The 17,616-nt window shown below is 63.0% G+C and carries 18 protein-coding genes and 1 riboswitch; of the genes, 5 read left to right on the top strand and 13 right to left on the bottom strand.

What is annotated here, in order from left to right:
• Positions 1-22: 22 nt before the first annotated feature.
• From MESOP_RS01900 to MESOP_RS01880, 5 genes are all read right to left on the bottom strand, one after another.
• On the bottom strand, positions 23-775 hold the full coding sequence (locus MESOP_RS01900) for a glycosyltransferase family 2 protein (protein WP_013891628.1): 753 nt from the start codon (positions 773-775) through the stop codon (positions 23-25).
• A complete protein-coding gene (locus tag MESOP_RS01895) occupies positions 772-1,821 on the bottom strand; it encodes a hypothetical protein (RefSeq protein ID WP_013891627.1) in 1,050 nt (349 codons plus the stop codon). The genes MESOP_RS01900 and MESOP_RS01895 overlap by 4 nt, the downstream gene beginning before the upstream one ends.
• Before the next feature lie 52 nt (positions 1,822-1,873).
• Entirely contained in the window at positions 1,874-2,305 is a 432-nt protein-coding gene (locus tag MESOP_RS01890) for a PqqD family peptide modification chaperone (protein WP_013891626.1), read from the bottom strand.
• Between the two features lie 146 nt (positions 2,306-2,451).
• Positions 2,452-3,552 carry an FAD-binding oxidoreductase gene (locus tag MESOP_RS01885; protein ID WP_013891625.1) on the bottom strand — a complete coding sequence of 367 codons (1,101 nt, stop codon included), beginning with the start codon at positions 3,550-3,552 and terminating at the stop codon, positions 2,452-2,454.
• A 57-nt stretch (positions 3,553-3,609) separates the two neighbouring features.
• Positions 3,610-4,857: an aromatic ring-hydroxylating oxygenase subunit alpha gene (locus tag MESOP_RS01880; protein WP_013891624.1), complete on the bottom strand. Its 1,248-nt coding sequence runs from the start codon at positions 4,855-4,857 to the stop codon at positions 3,610-3,612.
• Positions 4,858-4,971: 114 nt separating this feature from the next.
• Positions 4,972-5,173: riboswitch (cobalamin riboswitch) on the bottom strand.
• Between the two features lie 491 nt (positions 5,174-5,664).
• Here MESOP_RS01880 and MESOP_RS01875 point away from each other — a divergent pair.
• From MESOP_RS01875 to MESOP_RS01860, 4 genes are all read left to right on the top strand, one after another.
• Positions 5,665-5,880, top strand: coding sequence for a DUF680 domain-containing protein (locus MESOP_RS01875; RefSeq protein WP_013891623.1), 216 nt, complete (start codon positions 5,665-5,667; stop codon positions 5,878-5,880).
• Between the two features lie 78 nt (positions 5,881-5,958).
• The gene (locus MESOP_RS01870) at positions 5,959-6,165 is read left to right on the top strand and encodes a DUF680 domain-containing protein (protein ID WP_013891622.1); all 207 of its coding nucleotides are present in this window, start codon (positions 5,959-5,961) and stop codon (positions 6,163-6,165) included.
• 67 nt (positions 6,166-6,232) lie between these two features.
• Positions 6,233-6,442 carry a DUF680 domain-containing protein gene (locus MESOP_RS01865; protein WP_013891621.1) on the top strand — a complete coding sequence of 70 codons (210 nt, stop codon included), beginning with the start codon at positions 6,233-6,235 and terminating at the stop codon, positions 6,440-6,442.
• A gap of 67 nt (positions 6,443-6,509) precedes the next feature.
• On the top strand, positions 6,510-6,755 hold the full coding sequence (locus MESOP_RS01860; protein ID WP_013891620.1) for a DUF680 domain-containing protein: 246 nt from the start codon (positions 6,510-6,512) through the stop codon (positions 6,753-6,755).
• Positions 6,756-6,831: 76 nt separating this feature from the next.
• Here the strand turns inward: MESOP_RS01860 and MESOP_RS01855 are convergent, their stop codons facing one another.
• From MESOP_RS01855 to MESOP_RS01835, 5 genes are all read right to left on the bottom strand, one after another.
• Positions 6,832-7,944, bottom strand: a complete 1,113-nt coding sequence (locus MESOP_RS01855; RefSeq protein ID WP_013891619.1) for an ABC transporter ATP-binding protein — start codon at positions 7,942-7,944, stop codon at positions 6,832-6,834.
• Positions 7,945-7,991: 47 nt separating this feature from the next.
• On the bottom strand, positions 7,992-9,656 hold the full coding sequence (gene bglA, locus MESOP_RS01850; protein WP_013891618.1) for a beta-galactosidase BglA: 1,665 nt from the start codon (positions 9,654-9,656) through the stop codon (positions 7,992-7,994).
• Between the two features lie 4 nt (positions 9,657-9,660).
• On the bottom strand, positions 9,661-10,815 hold the full coding sequence (locus MESOP_RS01845; RefSeq protein ID WP_013891617.1) for a carbohydrate ABC transporter permease: 1,155 nt from the start codon (positions 10,813-10,815) through the stop codon (positions 9,661-9,663).
• 1 nt (position 10,816) lies between these two features.
• Positions 10,817-11,830: a carbohydrate ABC transporter permease gene (locus MESOP_RS01840; RefSeq protein ID WP_013891616.1), complete on the bottom strand. Its 1,014-nt coding sequence runs from the start codon at positions 11,828-11,830 to the stop codon at positions 10,817-10,819.
• A 235-nt stretch (positions 11,831-12,065) separates the two neighbouring features.
• Entirely contained in the window at positions 12,066-13,421 is a 1,356-nt protein-coding gene (locus MESOP_RS01835) for an ABC transporter substrate-binding protein (RefSeq protein WP_013891615.1), read from the bottom strand.
• A 360-nt stretch (positions 13,422-13,781) separates the two neighbouring features.
• Between MESOP_RS01835 and MESOP_RS01830 the strand changes: the two genes are divergently transcribed.
• The gene (locus tag MESOP_RS01830; RefSeq protein WP_013891614.1) at positions 13,782-14,804 is read left to right on the top strand and encodes a substrate-binding domain-containing protein; all 1,023 of its coding nucleotides are present in this window, start codon (positions 13,782-13,784) and stop codon (positions 14,802-14,804) included.
• A 116-nt stretch (positions 14,805-14,920) separates the two neighbouring features.
• Here MESOP_RS01830 and MESOP_RS01825 read toward each other — a convergent pair whose 3' ends face one another.
• Genes MESOP_RS01825 through MESOP_RS01815 form a run of 3 tightly spaced genes read right to left on the bottom strand, consistent with a single transcriptional unit; the run spans position 14,921 to position 17,596 of the window.
• Positions 14,921-16,375: a S8 family serine peptidase gene (locus MESOP_RS01825; RefSeq protein ID WP_013891613.1), complete on the bottom strand. Its 1,455-nt coding sequence runs from the start codon at positions 16,373-16,375 to the stop codon at positions 14,921-14,923.
• Positions 16,365-17,033 carry a hypothetical protein gene (locus MESOP_RS01820; RefSeq protein ID WP_013891612.1) on the bottom strand — a complete coding sequence of 223 codons (669 nt, stop codon included), beginning with the start codon at positions 17,031-17,033 and terminating at the stop codon, positions 16,365-16,367. The genes MESOP_RS01825 and MESOP_RS01820 overlap by 11 nt, the downstream gene beginning before the upstream one ends.
• A complete protein-coding gene (locus MESOP_RS01815) occupies positions 17,030-17,596 on the bottom strand; it encodes a sigma-70 family RNA polymerase sigma factor (RefSeq protein WP_013891611.1) in 567 nt (188 codons plus the stop codon). The genes MESOP_RS01820 and MESOP_RS01815 overlap by 4 nt, the downstream gene beginning before the upstream one ends.
• Positions 17,597-17,616: the final 20 nt, after the last annotated feature.

The raw sequence follows: 17,616 nt of genomic DNA, 5'->3' as shown, positions 1-17,616 counted from the left end.
CATGAATTCGCCGCCCGACATATCACATGAACCGCCAGTCGGCGGAGTCTTTCAGGTCGAAAATGCCGTCGACCGTATGCAGCGAGGGATCCGCCTTGCGCCGCTTCATCGACTTGTGGATCGCACGCATGTACTCGCGAAGCGGTACGCCGGGCTCCCTGGTCATGTTGCCGGGGTGGCGTCTGTAGTAGAGCGCAATGGTGTCTGGCATCACGAATCTGGGGCCGCTCTCAAAGACGCGCAGCAGGTAATCTGTATCTTCGGCCTGACGGAATGCCTCGTCAAAGCTGCCGATCCGGTCGATAAGCCTCCTGCTGAATGTTCCTGCCGCCAAGGAAAGCCCTCGGGCGATCTTGCGGCGGCTGCCAGGGGTCGGCTCCAGCATCTCGTCGTCGAGATCTTCGACCATCATCATCAGGGAATAGGTCAGGTCCAGGCTCGGATCGGCTTTGAAATGGACGAGGTCGGCCTTGAAGCGTCCGGCTGGCGAGATGTCATCGGAGTCCAGGAACGATACGAATTGCGTCTGCGGCTGCAATTGGCCAAGGCCGGTGTTGCGCGCACTTGCCACACCCTGGTGGGCCTGGCGGAAAAGCCGGATGCACGATGCTTCCCGCATGACGGCGCGGACGGTGTCCGCGGTGCCATCCGTCGACCCGTCATCGACGACGATGACATCGAGCTCGGCATCGTCCCGCTGCCTGAGCAGCGATCGCAAGGCCGCAACGACATAGTGCTCGCGGTTGTAGACGGGCATGATGACGCTTAATCTCACGCGCTGCTCCGCATGATGAAATCCGAAATCGTGCCGGCGATTTCCTGTGGGCGCGTCCCCAGCGAGAGCTGGTAGCATGGCAGCTGCCGGGTGAGGTCGCTGAAAAAGCGAAAGCCGCTCTCGCGCTCGCCAGGCATTTGCGAGATGCCGGACGGTGCCAGTGCAATCATTGCGTCCTTGCGCGACACGGGCATGATCGAGCTTGCCTCGCCCCCACTGATATGAGGCACCATCAACGCGACGATGTCCAGCCGCGCGGGTATTGGCCGTGCCGTGATATCATCGATGCGGAACTGGTGCTTGCCTTGCCAGTTGAGCGGACCATAGGATTTCAGCCGGTGTTTCAAGCCCAGCCGCCCGAAACCTTCGGGATCTTGTTTGAGCGTGGCAAACAACGGGTGCGCGGTCGGCCCGCCGGCAAGGTCGATCAGCACATAGTCGTCACCGACGCTGTCGAGCCCGTTGAGCAGGCCGGCGACAACCGTTCCCGATTTGCCGGCGCCGCCTGCTCCGGCGAGGAGAATGCCCTTGCCGCCGACACCCAGCGTGCCCGCATGGGCCAGCCGCATGCCGCGCGCCGCATATTCCCAATGCAGGAAGGGGCGGAGCGGCGCCCCCGGCTCCCAAGGCGGGAACCTGTCATCGGCCGTCATCAGTTGCACGCCCAGACGGCGATCAGGGTCGTAGAACTGCCAGAAATCCAGGTCGTGGAAATGGTTGCCGCGCAGTCCGGCTTCCGCCAGCCGGCTGGCGAAGGCATGCTCCGTGAAGGGTCCCTGACCCCAACTGGCCGGCGCTGCGATGCCGTCCATGCCGGGATGTGCGACGAAGATACGGCAGGTGTCGGCAGCCGCTCGGGTGCTCGGGGCTGCGACAAAGCCATGAACGACGGCATCCGCCAACGCGCCGGCGCTCAGATGCGTGGTCAGCTCCAGATGCGGCAGGCCCACCGTGCGCGTCAGCGGATAATGCGCGGCGCTGCTTTCGGCCTGCGCCAGTACATGACGTGCGTAGTCCGCCAGGTTCTCGAGAGTGACTTTCGGCATGGTTTGCCTGTTCCGACGCCGTCCAGCGACGAGAGTGCCTGACGCGCGTGCCTCAGTTGGCCTGCTTCACCGCGGGCCAACCGAGGGGTTCCTCGACCTCGTGGATGGGGTCAACGACGATGAGATCGGCAAGGTCGTCATGGATATCGACCTTGAGGGGCTCGCTGGCACCCGCAAGCTGAGCCAGCAATTCGCTGGGAACCGGTCTTGCCGCGGCATCGGTCACGGCCGCCAGCAAGCCGAATTCGAGCAATTGTGAAACAAAGCCGTCAATCTCGGCGGCACCCAGCGCGCCGGCTGCCGTTGCGGCGCCGACCAGTTCGGAGGCAGGCACGCCGGACGACAGCGCATCCCAAAGCCTGCTGCCTGAATCCGAGAAGCCGAAATATTTGCCCGTCGTCAGGTCGAGAACGACGGCTTCGCCGTCGAAGGATTCAAAGACGATGTCCTTGCTCGCTATGGCATAGATGCCGGATTGTCTCATGTTTGCTCCCCGCCGAAGCAGGCCGCGCAGATGATCGTCGGCCCTCACGGTCAACCCTACCGTTGTAGAGGCGTCTAACCATTTGCAGGGTTTTTGGCAAGATGCCCGCAGGCCCGGCGAGCGCGACCGCAGGCCCTGCCTGCCGACTACGCCTCGATTTCCAGTGCCGACAGCGGCTTGGAGCAACAGGCCAGGATGAAGCCGTCGTCGATCTCATGATCGAGGATGCCGCCATTGTGGCTCATCTCGACATGGCCGGAGACCTTCTTCACCTTGCAGGTTCCGCACAGGCCGAATTCGCAGGCGGCGGGAATCCGCACGCCCGAAGCGCGCGCCGTCTGCAGCACCGTCTGGCCGGCGACGCATTCGGCGTCGACCTCCGAAAGCGAGAAGCGGATTGGCGTTGCCGCTCCGAACGGAACAACCGTGCCGCCTTCCGCGGGCGCCGCGAACGGCGCCGGGACCTCCTCCACGGCAGGGGCCGCAAAGCTCTCCTGATGGTATTGCGTCATGTCGAAGCCGGCGGCTTCAAGCATGCCGCGCACGGCGCGCATGAAGGGATCGGGGCCGCAGCAGAAGATTTCGCGCTCGCGGAAATCCGGCGCCAGCAATGGCAGCCGGATCGCGTCGATGCGGCCCATATGGCCGTACCAGCCCTCGCGGCTCGACCGCTCCTCGATCATGAAGCCGAGCGACAGGCCGGGCATATGGCCGCCGAGCAGTTCGAGCTCCTTGCGGAAGATGATCTCTTCCGCGCGCCGCGCGCAATTGACGAAGCCGACATCGGTCCAGGGCGCGCAGTCGTTCAGCCAGCGCAGCATCGACATCATCGGTGTCACGCCCGAACCGGCCGAGATGAATAGATATTTGGCCGCCGGATGGCTGTGCAGCGAGAAATCGCCTGCCGGCCCATAGGCCTTGACGTGCGAGCCGGGCACCAGATGATCGAACATCCAGCGCGTGCCGATGCTGCCGGCCTGCGCCTTTACCGTCACCGCGATCGAGAATGGCCGCGACGGTGACGATGACAGCGTGTAGGTGCGCATCAGCGGCCCGTCCGAAGTCGGCAGCTCCAGCGTCACGAACTGGCCCGGCTTGTAGCGGAACCAGGTCTGGTTGTCGGACCGGAAGGTGAAGGTCTTCACGTCGGGCGCCTCATCGCTGACGCCGATCACTTCCAGCACCTGGAGCCGGTCGTTCCACGGCGCCATCTGGTCGAGATGGCGATAGAGGCCAAGATCGGTCATCGCATTCATCCTCTGGTCCTTCTTGCCCGGCTCATGTCGTGTTTGGGCAACATGAGCTCACGCGACGCTGCGCAGCGCCGGCTTGCCGTCTTCGGCAAGGCGCGGACCGATGAAGCGGGCGTACCAGTCGACGAACTGGATGACGCCTCCCTCGTGCAACTCCGAATAAGGGCCGGGCTCATAGGCTGGTGACAGGATGCCGAAGGCGTTCTCTTCGACGATGCGGCGGTCCTGGTCGTTGGTCTCGGTCCACACATGGGTGAGTTCGGCGAGATCGTAGTCGACGCCCTCGACCGCATCCTTGTGGACCAGCCATTTGGTCGTCACGGCGGTTTCCGTGGCGCTGATCGGCAGCACGCGGAAGGTCACGGCATGGTCGATGAGGATATGGTTCCATGTCGTCGGGTAGTGATAGTGCATCAAGGTGCCGATGCGGTCGGCCGAGACGCTGTCGGAGAGGTTCTTCCTCACCGCCCGCTTGCCGTTCATCGTGTAGCTGACGGCATCGCGCAGCAGCGGCGCACGGGTGGCGCGATACTGTCCGGCCGGATCGATGCGGAACTTGCTCGGCAGGCCGGCCGCCTCGCATTTCGCCCAGTGCGCCAGCATCTCCGGATCGCTGTCGGCGCCCTGCACGCCGGTCACGGTCGGTGCTTCCGGGAATGTCTTGCACAATTCCGGGTGATTGCCCGCGCAATGATAGCACTCGCGGTTGTTTTCCCAGACGAGCTTCCAGTTGCCCTTCTCGATGATCGTGCTCTCGAAGGCGATCTTCGCCTCGCCGAGCCGGTGCGGCTTGAGGTAGGGTTCGATCATCGCCCGCATCGGCGCGAAGTCGGCCGGCTCCTTCGCCAGGCAGATGAAGATATAGCCGGCGACGCTTTCGCAGGCGACCGGCTTCAGCCCGAACTGGCTCTTGTCGAAACCCTCGGCCATCTGGCGGGCGAACAGCAGGCGGCCATCCAGCTCATAGGTCCACTGGTGGTAGGGGCAGACCAGTTTGGCGGCCATGCCCTTGTCGGTATTGCAGACGCGGCTGCCGCGATGGCGGCAGGAATTGTGGAAGGCGTTGATCTTGCCCTGCTGATCGCGCACCAGCACGACCGGATAGTCGCCGATCTGCACGGTGATGAAGCTGCCTGGCCTGGGCAACTCGCAATCATGGCCGATGAACAGCCAGTCGCGATACCAGATCAGCTCCATGTCGAGCTTGAAGTAGTCCGGATCGGTGTAAAAGGGCTGTTCCAGCGAAAAGCCCTGTCTGCGGCTGTTCAAGAGCCTCAGCATGTCGTTGCGAGCATCCATGTCCTGTCCTCATACCCAAGGACTGAACTGGTGGTGATGGAGGAAGGATCGGACGCAGGCCGGCGACAACCGGGCATGCATCATCCGCCCCTTGACCGCCCACCGCGATCAGTCGAGTTCTAGCAATCTCGGGCTGGTTTCCGGGCTCTGGAGTCGTCCTTGCGGACCATCGCGACACCTTCCCAGGCTTTCGCCCAGTGGTCTCCCGTTGCGACTTGAACTCCACCACCGTTGCGGGGGCAGCGCCGGATTCTGACCGGCTTCCCAATTCTCCACTCCGTCGTCACGAAGCGGCACCTGAGATGGCGTGATCTAATCACGGCACGCATCGCGGCGTCGGCATGAAAACGACATCGCATCCATGCGGCGCGACACGCATGCAAGTCGTCTGGACAAGGATCGCGACCTTTGAAACCGGCTCGTCGCCAGCACGCCAAACGTTGTTTTTTGATCCTTGGCCGGAGCCGAAAAAGGTTAACAGTTTCGAAAAGTGACTATTAGCGGAGTCTAAAATCGAACCGAACGGTTCGTTTCTGTTGACGGTGCGTGCAGGACGTTGTGAACGCTGGACCTCCGACACAGTTGGTGATGGCTCCCTTGGTCTTATCTAATCGATTGATATCAAAAAGAAAAAAATTGATGTGGAAGCCGGTGGTACAATTTCAAGTGGTGGATTCATGGTCCACGCGGAACAACTTCGTGATTGGAAACGACCATCTGGCTTTCCCACATCGGGGCTGTCCGAACGACGCGATTTCATCCCAAGACACGCCGCTAGACGGACGGAAAAATACTGGAGTACCCAAAATGAAAAAGATCATTCTCACTGCCGCCGCCCTTCTGGCCATTTCCGGCAGCGCCTTCGCTGGTAGCGACCATTATAGTTCGGACCATTACGGTTCGAATGCGACCCCTGCAGCCACTGCCGTCGACAGCTCGTACACCGCTTCGGTCAAGAAGTCGGAACCGGCTGCTCAGACGCCTGTCCAGGGTGCCGACCACAACCTCTTCGGTAACCACTAACGGCTGATCGCCAGTTGACGGCGGCTTGCCCGCCGTCCTGGCGAACTCAAAAATTCATCAAAATTCAGGAGACTTGAAATGAAGAAGATCATCCTTGCTGCCGCCGCCGTCCTGGCCGTTTCCGGCGGCGCTTTCGCCGGCAGCGACAACTATGGCTCCAATGGCGCCAACCAGCCTGCCGTGACTTCGACCGACAACTCGTACACGGCTTCGACCAAGAAGTCGGAACCGGCTGACCAGAAGCCTGTCTTCGGCGCCGACCACAACCTCTTCGGCAACAACTAACAGCCGACCCGGCAACGGCGGGTTTGCCCGCCGCTGCCGCGGAATTCGAGACTTCAGGAGACTTGAAATGAAGAAGATCATCCTTGCTGCCGCCGCCGTCCTGGCCGTTTCCGGCGGCGCCTTCGCCGGCAGCGACAACTATGGCTCCAATGGCGCCAACCAGCCTGCCGTGACTTCGACCGACAATTCGTACACGGCTTCGACCAACAAGAAGTCGGAACCGGCTGACCAGAAGCCTGTCTTCGGCGCCGACCACAACCTCTTCGGCAACAACTAACAGCCGACCTGGCAACGGCGGGTTTGCCCGCCGCTGCCATGGAATTCGAGACTTCAGGAGACGTGAAATGAAGAAGATCATCCTTGCTGCCGCCGCCGTCCTGGCCATTTCCGGCAGCGCTGTCGCCGGCAGCGACAATTATGGCTCCAACGGCGCCAACCAGCCTGCCGTGACTTCGACCGATGTGGACGCGTCGCATACCGGTTCGATCCGCGACAGCGGCTCGCCTGTCTACAAGCTGCTCAATTCGTCGGGCAACGTGCAGAAGCCGACCCCCCAGAGCAATGACCGGGACCACTTCGGCAATCACTAACAAATCGAAGTCGGTTTAACAAAGAGCGGCGGGCCATGCCCGCCGCTCTTTTTTGTCGTTACAGTTGGCTTTTAGCTCAAGCCGCCTTTGCTTCCGCCTCGTGCAGCGCGAAGGACCGGCCATCCGCGTCGAAGATATGCAGGTCCTCGGCATTGGCGCTCAGCCGCAATGTCGAGCCGCGCTTGACCTCGACATTGCCGGGCAGCTTGGTCACCAGCGGCAGGTCGGCGCGACCGATGTCGACATAGACCAGCTGGACCTCGCCGAGCTGTTCGACATAATCCACCGTGCCTTCGAACAGATAGTCCGTGCCGCTGGCGATGATCAGATCCTCTGGCCGCACACCGAAGCTTACCGCCGCGCCCTTCGCCGAAGCCGGTGTCGCGATCGGCACCGTCGCCTTGCGGCCGCCGACATGGCTGACGATTGTCGGGTTTCCGGTCTTGTCGATGGTCGCCGGCAGGATGTTCATGGCCGGCGAGCCGATGAACTGGGCGACGAACAGATTTCCGGGCTTCTTGTAGAGCTCCATCGGCGTGCCGACCTGTTCGATATGGCCTTCCTTGAGCACGACGATGCGATCGGCCAGCGTCATTGCCTCGACCTGGTCGTGGGTGACGTAGATCATGGTCGTGTTGGGCATCGATTCCTTGAGCTTGGCGATCTCGATGCGGGTGGCGACGCGGAGCGCCGCGTCGAGGTTCGACAGCGGCTCGTCGAACAGGAACACTTTCGGGTTGCGCACGATGGCGCGGCCGATGGCGACGCGCTGGCGCTGACCGCCCGACATCGCCTTGGGCAGCCGGTCGAGATATTTGGTCAGCTGTAGGATCTCCGCTGCCTGGCGCACGCGACGGTCGATCTCGGCCTTGTTCTCTTTGCCGATCTTCATCGAGAACGCCATGTTGTCGTAGACGGTCATGTGCGGATAGAGCGCGTAGGACTGGAACACCATGGCGATGCCCCGCTTCGACGGTGGCACGTCATTGACCACCTCGCCATCGATCTTGAGCTCGCCTGAAGTGATTTCCTCGAGCCCGGCTATGGAGCGCAGCAAGGTCGACTTGCCGCAGCCCGACGGACCCACGAAGACGATGAACTCGCCCGATTTGATATCGAGGTCGATGCCGTGGAGAATGTTGAGATTGCCGTAGGACTTCTTCACTTGCCTCAAATTGACATCGGCCATTGGTTCCTCCAGTGATTCCTCAAAAAATTGAGTCGATTCCTCAAAATTCAGTCGATGCGTCCGAACCAGGCGCCGTAGCCGCCGAGTTCGACCGAACCGGTGCTCGCCTGCCCGGAAAACCCGTGTCCCGGCAAAGGGTGCAGTGATCGGCCGCTAAGGTCAACCTTGGCCGGCTTGGCGCCAAGGTTGAAGACACAGACGATCTGCTCGTTGCCGGCTCGACGGGTGAAGGCGACGGTGTCGCCCTGGCTTTCGATGAAGGCGATATCGCCCTTGGCCAGCGCGGGGTGGGCGCGGCGGAAGGTGAGAAAGCGCCGGTAGTGCTCGAGCAGGGAAGTCTCGTCGCCCTGCTGCACATTGACGGCCTGCGACAAATGCTTGGCCGGCACCGGCAACCAGGGCTTTGCCTGGGAGAAGCCTCCGTTCTTGGCATTGCCGTCCCACACCATGGGCGTGCGGCAGCCGTCGCGGCCCTTGAATTCCGGCCAGAAGCGGATGCCGTAGGGATCCTGCAGATCCTCGAAGCGCAATTCGGCCTCGCCGAGGCCTAGCTCTTCGCCCTGGTAGATGCAGACCGAGCCGCGCAGCGACATCAGCAATGCCGAGATCACCTTGAGATAGGCGGTCGGATCGGCTTCGCCAGCCGCCCAGCGCGAGGCCGGGCGCATCACGTCATGGTTGGAGAACGCCCAGCATGACCAGCCGTCGGTGGCGACCTTGCCGAAGGTTTCCAGCACCGAGCGGACCTTGGCTGCGCTGATCTTTTCGGGCGCCAGGAAGTCGAAGGAATAGCACATGTGCACGCGTTTGCCGCCGGCCGTATAGGCTGCCACCACATCAAGCCCACGCTGCGAATCGCCGACTTCGCCGACAGCGGCGGTTGCCGGATACTCGTCGAGCAGGGCGCGGAAACGTTCGAGGAAGCCGAGGTTCTCCGGCCGGCTCTTGTCGTAGATATGGTCCTGATAGTTGTAGGGGTTGACCGCGGGGGCAGTCTGGTCGTTGCGCTCCTCGGGCGCCAGCGGCGGATTGTTTTCCAGGCCCTGGCTGTGGAAGTAGAAATTGATGGTGTCGAGCCTGAAGCCGTCGACGCCGCGCTCCAGCCAGAAACGGGTGACGTCGAGCAGGGCGTCCTGGACCTCGCGGCTGTGGAAGTTCAGGTCAGGCTGCTCGGCCAGGAAATTATGCAGGTAATATTGCTGGCGGCTGGTGTCCCATTGCCAGGCCGATCCGCCGAAGATCGACAGCCAGTTGTTGGGCGGCGTGCCGTCGGGCCTGGCGTCCGCCCAGACATACCAGTCCGCCTTGGGATTGGTGCGGCTCGACCGGCTTTCCTTGAACCAGGGATGGATGTCGGCGGTGTGCGACAGCACCTCGTCGATCATCACCTTGAGACCCAACCGGTGCGCTTCCGCCGTCAGCGCATCGAAATCGGCCAGCGTGCCGAACATCGGGTCGACATCGCAATAATCCGAGACGTCGTAGCCGAAATCCTTCATCGGTGACGTGAAGAAAGGCGAAATCCAGATGGCGTCCGCGCCGAGTGCGGCAATATAAGGCAGCCGCTGGATGATGCCCTTGAGGTCGCCGATGCCGTCGCCGTTCGAATCCTGATAGCTGCGCGGATAGATCTGGTAGATCACCGCACCGCGCCACCAGTCGCGATCGATGGCGAGGTCAGGTTTCGAACTGGCTTTCAAAGCGGACTGCATGGTCTCAGCCTCCTTTCACCGAGCCGGCAAGCAGCCCGCGGACGAAATAGCGCTGCAGCGAGAAGAACACGATCAGCGGCACGATGATGGTCACGAACGCCGATGTCGTCAGGATCTCCCAATCGCCGCCGCGTGAACCAAGCAGCGCATTGAGCTTGGCCGTCAGCACGATCTGGTCTGCTTCCGTACCGAGGAAAACCATCGCCACCAGAAGATCGTTCCATACCCACAGGAACTGGAAGATGGCAAACGAGGCCAGCACCGGGAACGACAGCGGCAACACGATCTTGACGAAGATCTCGAAATCGCTGGCGCCGTCGATGCGCGCCGATTCCATGATTTCGCGCGGCAGGCCGGCTATGTAGCTGCGTACGAGATAGATGGCGAAGGGCAGGCCGAAGCCGGTATGCGCCAGCCAGATGCCGAGATAGGTTTTCGACGGCACGCCGAAGAACGAGCCGACGCCGTTGTAGAGTTTCAGCAGCGGGATCAGCGACATCTGCAGCGGCACCACCAGGAGGCCGATGATGACCGCGATCAGCAGCGCCCGGCCGGGAAAGCGCATCCAGGCCAGCGCATAGGCCGCGAACGCCGCGATCAGGATCGGGATCACCGTCGCCGGGATGGTGACGGTGAGCGAGTTCATGAACGAGCGGCCGATGCCTTCCGAAAACAGCACGGACCGGTAGTTGTCGGTGGTGAATTTCGGTGGCGCCGACGAGGCGTAATAGAGGCGCTGGCCGCGGTCGCCCTCGAAAGCCTTGGGCGAGGTCATGACGAAGCTGCCGTCGGCATTGACCTGCAGGGTCACGCCGTCGCCGAGATCAGCCGATGTGCCGGCCGCATATTGCGTCGGTGCCGCCGACTTGACGCCAAAGGCGCTGATGTCGCGCTTGGCGCCGTCGCCGAAGATGTTGCCTTCCAGAACGAACTTGCCGTCCTTCTGAACCTGTGCCGAGGCGGGCGGCAGGCGGCCGGCCTCGGTCTGGGTCGAACTGGCGAACGAATTCCACCAGCCCGAGGCGATGATCTGGTCCTTGTCGCGCAGCGAGGAGACCAGGATGCCGAGCGTTGGAATGGTCCAGATTGTCACGAAGACCAGCACCGCGATGTGAACGCCGAAGCGGCTGGCGAAGGAGTTTCCGGTCGCGACGGCCATCTCAGTGCCCTCCCGTCTCTTTGTTGGCCTGGCGGATGTTCCAGACCATGATCGGGATGACCGCGATCATGATGATGATGGCTATCGTCGCGCCGCGGCCGAAATCGCCGCCGCCGCGGAACATCCAGTCGAACATCAAATTGGCCAGCACTTGGCTGTTCCACTGGCCGTTGGTCATGGTCAGCACGATGTCGAACACCTTGAGCACCAGAATGGTGATCGTGGTCCAGACCACGGCGATGGTGCCCCAGATCTGCGGCACCATGATCTTCCAGAAGATCTGGAACGGGTTGGCGCCGTCGATGACGGCGGCTTCCAGCGTTTCCTCGGGAATGCCGCGCAGCGCCGACGACAGGATGACCATGGCAAAACCGGTCTGGATCCAGATCAGGATGACCATCAGGAAGAAATTGTTCCAGAACGGCAGCGATATCCAGACCTGCGGCTGGCCGCCGAAATGCTGGATGATGGCATTGAGGATGCCGATCTGTACCTGGCCCTCGCCGCGATACTCGTAGATGAATTTCCAGATCACGCTGGCGCCGACGAAGGAGATCGCCAGCGGCAGGAAGATCAGGCTCTTGGCGATCGTGCCCCACCAGATCTTGTCGGTGAGCACGGCAATGATCAGGCCGAGGAAAGTGCAGGCGGCGGGCACCACGGCCAGCCACAACACGTTGTTGAGGATCGAGTTGCGGAAGTCGCGGTCGCCGAACGCCCACTGATAGTTGGCCAGCCCGACAAAATTGACGCCGCCGCGATCGAGGAACGAAAGCCGTAGCGTCTCGATGACGGGATAGATCAGATAGATGGTCAGGATGATCATCGCCGGACCGACGAACAGCCACGGCCGCACCAGTCCCTGCCGGCGCAGATTGTCGATGGCCGCCGCGCCAGAGACGCCGCGCGACGGGAATATCAGGTCGACCAGTCTGTTGGCGCCCCAAAAATAGGCGACGCAGCCTCCGACGCCGATGATGATGACGAAAATAGCCGAGAAAATCTGAGCCGCCATGGGTCCCTCTCCCTGCGCATGATCGACCAGGCAATGCTGGCGATCGGATGCGCCGACTTTCAGTCATTCGGAACAATTGAAATGCGAAGGTTTCCGGCGGAAGCCGCCGGTCGGACCGGGCCGAAGCCCGGATCCAGCATTGGGAGGACGACATGCATGAAACGAAGACCTAAAGCGCGTCGCGTGAATCCGTTTCGACGCGACGCGTTTTTAGGCTGCGGTCACCGCCGGTTGCCTATTTGATCCCGTCCCAGCTCTTCTGGATGTCGGTGGCGACATCCTGGGCGGACTTGCCGCCGACCAGGTCGATCATGCCGGTCCAGAATGAGCCGGCGCCGATCTTGCCGGGCATCAGGTCGGACCCGTCGAAGCGCACTGTCGTCGCGCCGACCAGGATCTCGCCCTGCTTCTTCAGCGCGTCGCTGCCATAGGCGTCCTTGTTGGCTCCCTTGAACGGGGTCACGAAGCTCTTTTGCGCCATCCACAATTCATGCGCGAGCGGCATCTCCAGGAACTTGATGAACTCGTGGGATGCCTTGGAATCCTTGGTGATCATCACCAATGTTCCGGCCACTTCCAGCGGCGTGCCCAGTTCCGGCTTGGAAGCGTAAGGCGGATAGTTGAAGAAGTCCGCATCCTGGCCGAGCTTTACGCCCTCCGGGAAGAAGGAGGGGATGAACGATGCCTGGTGGTGCATGTAGCATTTCGGTGGCACGCTGAAGAGGCCCTTCGGGCTATCGCGGAAGTCCGTCGCGGCGACCGCCTTGGCGCCGCCGTCGACCATCTTGTCGTCGGTGGCGATCTTGCCGAAAATGTCGATGGCGTTGACCACCGCCGGATCGGTGAACGGAATCTCGTTCTTCACCCACTTGTCGTAGACTTCCGGCGGCTGCGTCCTCAGCATGATGTCCTCGACCCAGTCGGTCGCCGGCCATCCGGTGGCACCGCCGGAGCCAAGCCCGATGCACCAGGGCTTGCCGCCATCGGCAATGATCTTCTTTTCGAGCTCGGCAAGTTCCTCCTGCGTCTTCGGCACCTTGTAGCCGGCTTCCTCGAAATTATCGGGCGAGTACCAGACCAGACCCTTCACGTCGATCTTGTAGGGAAGCGCATAGAAGCCTGGCTTGCCGTCCTTTCCTGCGAAAGTGCCGAGCTTGGCCCAGGAATCGCCAGCCGCGTAGTTCTCCTTGACCCATGCGGCGACGTCGTCGCCCAACGGGGTCAGCACGCCCTTGGAGGCAAGGTCCTGGATCAGGCCCGGCTGCGGCAGGATCGCGATGTTCGGCGGGCTGCCCGCCTGCGTGTCGATGACGATCTGCTGCTCGTAGTTTTCGGACGAGGAATATTTGATCTCGGCGCCGGTGGCTTCCGCGAAATAGTCGAGTACCGAACGGGCAAGCGCCTCGTCCTCACCGCGCCACGGACCAAAGATCGTCAGCGTCTCGCCCTTGAGGTCAACCTTCTTGAGTTCGTCGAAGTTGGCCCAGTGGAACCGCGCGTCCTCGCCTGGCTTGAACTTCAGTTCGGCATGCGCGGGCGCGTTCAGGGCGAGCGTGGCGAACGCGGCACCCAGCAAAAGCATTTTCTTCATCGGTATTCCCTCCCAGTGGGTCAAACACACCGGACGGAACCTCCATTCCGTCCGCCGACGCCGCAGGACTGTGACTCAGTCGCAAGGGAACCGCAACCTTTCGAAGAGTCTTCCAAAGCGCTTTGGCTTTGGTGATCTCGCCATTGAATCGATCAGGAGTCAAGAGGGTGACGCACTAATCGATTTAATTAGAGGCGTTCAGGACCAAAAAAGTGCGCTGCAGCATAGTTTTTTGGCGGTGCAGCAGCAATTTTTGTTTCAAACTCACCCCGGGCACGCTTATGGTCACAGTACCATGGCCGCATCTTTATGGTGCTTGGGTCGATTCAATCTAAAGCGCTTTGGGGATGGAGCCCTTTCGTGAACCTCAAGCAGCTCGCGCATATGCTGGCGCTTTCGCAGACCACGGTAAGCCGGGCGCTGAACGGTTATCCGGAGGTCAACGAGGAAACGCGAAGGCGCGTCATGGACGCCGCCAAGCGCCACGGCTACCGCCCCAATCCAAGCGCGCGGCGGCTGGCGACCGGCAAGTCCGGCATGATCGGCTATGTCCTGCCGACAGGTGCCGCCGTCGATATCGACCCACATTTCGTCGAATTCCTATCCGGCCTTGGCGACTATGCGCGTTCGCACGAACTCGACCTCGTGCTGTCGCCGGCCGACGCCGACGACCAGGAGACGACCTACCGGCGCATCGTCGCCAACCGCCAGGTCGATGCCGTCTATATCTCCTCTCCCAAGCCGCAGGACAATCGGGTGGCGCTGGTCAACACGCTCGGCATTCCCTTCATCGTCCATGGCCGCAGCGAAGGCTTCGATTTCGACTATCCCTATCTCGACATCGACAATGAGGGCGCCTTCCACGAGGCGGCGCGGCTGCTGGTCCAGCTCGGCCACCGGCGGCTGGCGCTGATCAACGGCGACGACGGCGAGACCTTCGCTATCCATCGCGAGCGCGGCGTGCGTCGTGCGCTCGCCGCGAGCGGGCTGGCCCTGGGCGAACGCCATGTCTGCTCCGTGGTCATGACCGAGGAGAACGGCTATCGCGCCACCAGGCGCCTGCTGGAGGCGAGCGACGCGCCGACGGCAATCGTCTGCTCCAGCCTGATCATGGCGCTGGGCGTCGTGCGCGCGGTGCGCGACCTCAGCCTAAGCATTCCGGGCGACGTCTCGCTGATCGCCCATGACGATGTCTTTCCCTGGCTGCGGCCGGAGAATTTTTCGGTGCCGCTGTCTACGACGCGCTCGTCCATCCGTCTCGCCGGCGCCCGGGTCGCCGAGCGTCTGGCGGCGCGGATATCGGGACTGGAAGAGGGGGCGCGTGGCGAGATCTGGCCGGTCGACCTGGTGATCAGGGGATCGGTCGCCGGAGCGCCGGCTTAGGTCGTGCCGGCGATTGGCGAAGGCGGCGAAGCGAGTAATCTCCCCCCCTTGCGGGGGAGATGTCCGGCAGGACAGAGGGGGGTGCTGTCCTGCCAACGTCACAGGTCTGAGGGAACCTATTCCTTCCCCGCCCCAGCCGCCTTGATATCCAGCAGCCCGTAACCAAAATCGTTGTCGCGCCCCTTGGGGCCGAGATCCCTGGCCGTAGCGGCCAGCGCTTTCTCGATGTCGTCGGCCGAGCGGTCGGGCGCTGCGTGGATCAGATTGGCGATGGCGCCGCTGACGATCGCCGCGGCGAACGAGGTGCCGGTGACGACATCCGTACCGGCGCCGCTCGGTGCCACCATCTCGACGCCGGGCGCCGAGATGAAGACATAGGCGCCGCGATTGGCCTGCGGCATCAGCCCATCCTTGGCGTCGGTTGCGGTCACCGCGATGACGCCGTCGAAGGCGGCCGGGTAGCCATAGGGCGCCTTCGGCCCGTTGTTGCCGGCGGCGGCGATCAGCACGATGCCCAGCGCGCGGGCATTTCTGCAGGCGACGCCGAGCAGGTCGTTCTTGGGCCCGACGAAGCTCATGTTGATGATGCGCACGTCCTGTTCGGCTGCCCAGTCGAGTGCGGAGAGAATGACGTCCATGGTCGACTTGCCGCCTTCGAAGGCGCGCGCGTGGTAGATCCTGGCGCCCGGCGCCATGCCTTCCAGCGCACCGACACCGGCGATCAGCCCATCGACCGAGGTGCCGTGATCGCGCTTTTCGATCGGCACGTCGGGCATGGCGTCGAACTGCCCGGCGATCACCCCGGCCAGCGCCGGATTGGTGTCGTCGATGCCGGTGTCGATCACCGCGACGCGGACATTCTCGCCGCTGGCCTGTTTGGCGTCGAGCGCGATGCGCTCGAAGGCATAGTTGACGATGCCGGCCGCCTGCTGCAGCGAATAGATGTGGTTGGGCTCGCGCCGCTGCGTGCGGCCGTCGGCGGCCAGCTGCGCCAGCACGATGCCGACCGGACGGCCGTCGGGAATGCCGAAGCGCACCAAAGTGGTGCCGAGCAGCCTGGACTGACGCTGCGAGCGCACCTCGAGGCCGAACGAGGCGGCGATCTGCTGCACGGCGCCGGCATCGCCGTCGACGGTCACCAGCACCTCGTCGGGCACGAAATCGCCGGCCACGGCGCGCGGCGGCTGAACGGCGATGAGATCGGTCGGCGAGACGATCGGCCCGCCGGCCGAGGCTCCAGCCTGTGTATCGGCGGGAACGGCCGGTGAGGTGCCCGGGTCCTGGCGTGGAGCGGGTGTCGGCACGGGAACCGGACGTTCGGCCGGATTGGGGAAGAGGTCGACGATCAAAGCAGGCAGAAAGACCGCGCCGGGTTGCCCGGCACCCGAACCGCCCTTTTCACCGCCATTGTCCTTGGCACAGTCGGCTGCCGTGGCATTGGCCGCGTTGTTGCAATCGATTTTCGTCCGGCCGGGACTGGTGGCGTTGGTCTGCGCCGACGCGGGCACGGCGGCGATTGTGATCGCCGCCGCAAGGATCGCCGCAAATCGAATGACCGCCTCAGCCGCCATCTGCCGGTTTCCTTCCCTCTATCACGGTGTCGGTGAAGGGCTGGGCGGCAATAAGGCCGATTTGCCTGGTGTAGTCGGTCGCATTGGCGGCCGGAATGCCGAGCCGGAACACGCCGTCGGCGGTCGGTCCGCCGATCACCTTCAGCCCGTTGCCACCGAGGAAGCCCGAAATATCGGACATCCTGGCGTCGGGCTTGAACTTGACCAGCGCGAACGGCATCTTGGCGAGATCGTCTTCCGTGCCGGCAATCTCGAAATTGCCGCCCTTGCCGCCAGGTTGCACCAACGACTGCACCATGATCAGCGCCAACAGAACCGCGGCCGCCGCCCAGGCGACGCCGGCGGGTAGCGCCACGAAGCGGCCCCAGGCCTGCGCCAGCCAGGACGAGCCTGCCGGCGCCCGCACCGGTCCTGCCTCGGCGTCGAACGCCCTGGCGAAGCGGCTGAGCGCATCGGCCGGCGGGCGGATCGCCTCGTTGGCCGCCGATGCGCCGGAAAATTCGGCCTCGGCCTCGCCAAGGGCGGCCAGTGCCGAGGGATCGTTGGCCAGCCATTCCTCGACGGCTTCAAGGTCCGAGCCTTCCAGCGAGCCGTTCAGGTAGAACGGCAGCAGCGTTTCCATTTCGTCGCGGCGCGACATCTTTTCAGCGGCGCTCATGGCCACCCCCTGTCGTAACCGGCGGCCTTGAGGGCCTCGCCGAGTTTCTTGCGGGCGTAGAACATCCGGGTTTTGACGGTCGCAACCGGGATGCCGAGCACCTCGCCGATCTCGGTCACCGACTGTCCGTGGTAATAGGCAAGGTCGATCACCGTGCGGTGCTCTTCGGGCAAGGCGTCGATGAGGCGGCGCAAGGCAGCGGCCTTGTCCTCCTTCATGGTGACGACCTCGGGCGTGTCGGCGCTGTCGGGCACCGCGGCGGCGGCCTCGTCGTCGATCCAGTCTTCCTTTTTCTTGCGCAGCAGCGACAGCGCCTTGAACCGGGCGATGCCGAGCAGCCATGTCGAAACTTCGGAGCGACCCTCGAAGCCCGGCGCCTGGCGCCACAGTTCGAGAAACACCTCGTTCGCGATATCGTCCGCCATCAATTCCGATCCCGTCTGGCGCACCACGAAGCGGTAGACCCGCGCGTGATGACGCATGAACAGCAGCCGCACGGCGGCACGGTCGCCCTTCGCGACCCGGTCGACAAGCGCGCGATCGGTCTCCGTCGCTGCCGTCATGGCCGGTCGAGCCGCCTGGC

It is taken from the genome of Mesorhizobium opportunistum WSM2075 (genome assembly GCF_000176035.2).
In the GTDB taxonomy this organism is placed as follows: Bacteria; Pseudomonadota; Alphaproteobacteria; order Rhizobiales; family Rhizobiaceae; genus Mesorhizobium; species Mesorhizobium opportunistum.
The sequence above is the reverse complement of the archived record's forward strand: the minus strand, read 5'-3'. Positions and strand labels throughout refer to the sequence as shown.

Excerpts from the sequence above, each read along its gene's own strand:
- MESOP_RS01875 (WP_013891623.1), top strand. The coding sequence starts at position 5,665 with ATGAAAAAGATCATTCTCACTGCCGCCGCCCTTCTGGCCATTTCCGGC.
- MESOP_RS01865 (WP_013891621.1), top strand. The coding sequence starts at position 6,233 with ATGAAGAAGATCATCCTTGCTGCCGCCGCCGTCCTGGCCGTTTCCGGC.
- MESOP_RS01860 (WP_013891620.1), top strand. The coding sequence starts at position 6,510 with ATGAAGAAGATCATCCTTGCTGCCGCCGCCGTCCTGGCCATTTCCGGC.
- MESOP_RS01870 (WP_013891622.1), top strand. The coding sequence starts at position 5,959 with ATGAAGAAGATCATCCTTGCTGCCGCCGCCGTCCTGGCCGTTTCCGGC.
- MESOP_RS01855 (WP_013891619.1), bottom strand. The coding sequence starts at position 7,944 with ATGGCCGATGTCAATTTGAGGCAAGTGAAGAAGTCCTACGGCAATCTC.
- bglA (WP_013891618.1), bottom strand. The coding sequence starts at position 9,656 with ATGCAGTCCGCTTTGAAAGCCAGTTCGAAACCTGACCTCGCCATCGAT.
- MESOP_RS01815 (WP_013891611.1), bottom strand. The coding sequence starts at position 17,596 with ATGACGGCAGCGACGGAGACCGATCGCGCGCTTGTCGACCGGGTCGCG.
- MESOP_RS01820 (WP_013891612.1), bottom strand. The coding sequence starts at position 17,033 with ATGAGCGCCGCTGAAAAGATGTCGCGCCGCGACGAAATGGAAACGCTG.
- MESOP_RS01845 (WP_013891617.1), bottom strand. The coding sequence starts at position 10,815 with ATGGCCGTCGCGACCGGAAACTCCTTCGCCAGCCGCTTCGGCGTTCAC.
- MESOP_RS01895 (WP_013891627.1), bottom strand. The coding sequence starts at position 1,821 with ATGCCGAAAGTCACTCTCGAGAACCTGGCGGACTACGCACGTCATGTA.
- MESOP_RS01835 (WP_013891615.1), bottom strand. The coding sequence starts at position 13,421 with ATGAAGAAAATGCTTTTGCTGGGTGCCGCGTTCGCCACGCTCGCCCTG.
- MESOP_RS01840 (WP_013891616.1), bottom strand. The coding sequence starts at position 11,830 with ATGGCGGCTCAGATTTTCTCGGCTATTTTCGTCATCATCATCGGCGTC.
- MESOP_RS01890 (WP_013891626.1), bottom strand. The coding sequence starts at position 2,305 with ATGAGACAATCCGGCATCTATGCCATAGCGAGCAAGGACATCGTCTTT.
- MESOP_RS01885 (WP_013891625.1), bottom strand. The coding sequence starts at position 3,552 with ATGACCGATCTTGGCCTCTATCGCCATCTCGACCAGATGGCGCCGTGG.
- MESOP_RS01825 (WP_013891613.1), bottom strand. The coding sequence starts at position 16,375 with ATGGCGGCTGAGGCGGTCATTCGATTTGCGGCGATCCTTGCGGCGGCG.
- MESOP_RS01880 (WP_013891624.1), bottom strand. The coding sequence starts at position 4,857 with ATGGATGCTCGCAACGACATGCTGAGGCTCTTGAACAGCCGCAGACAG.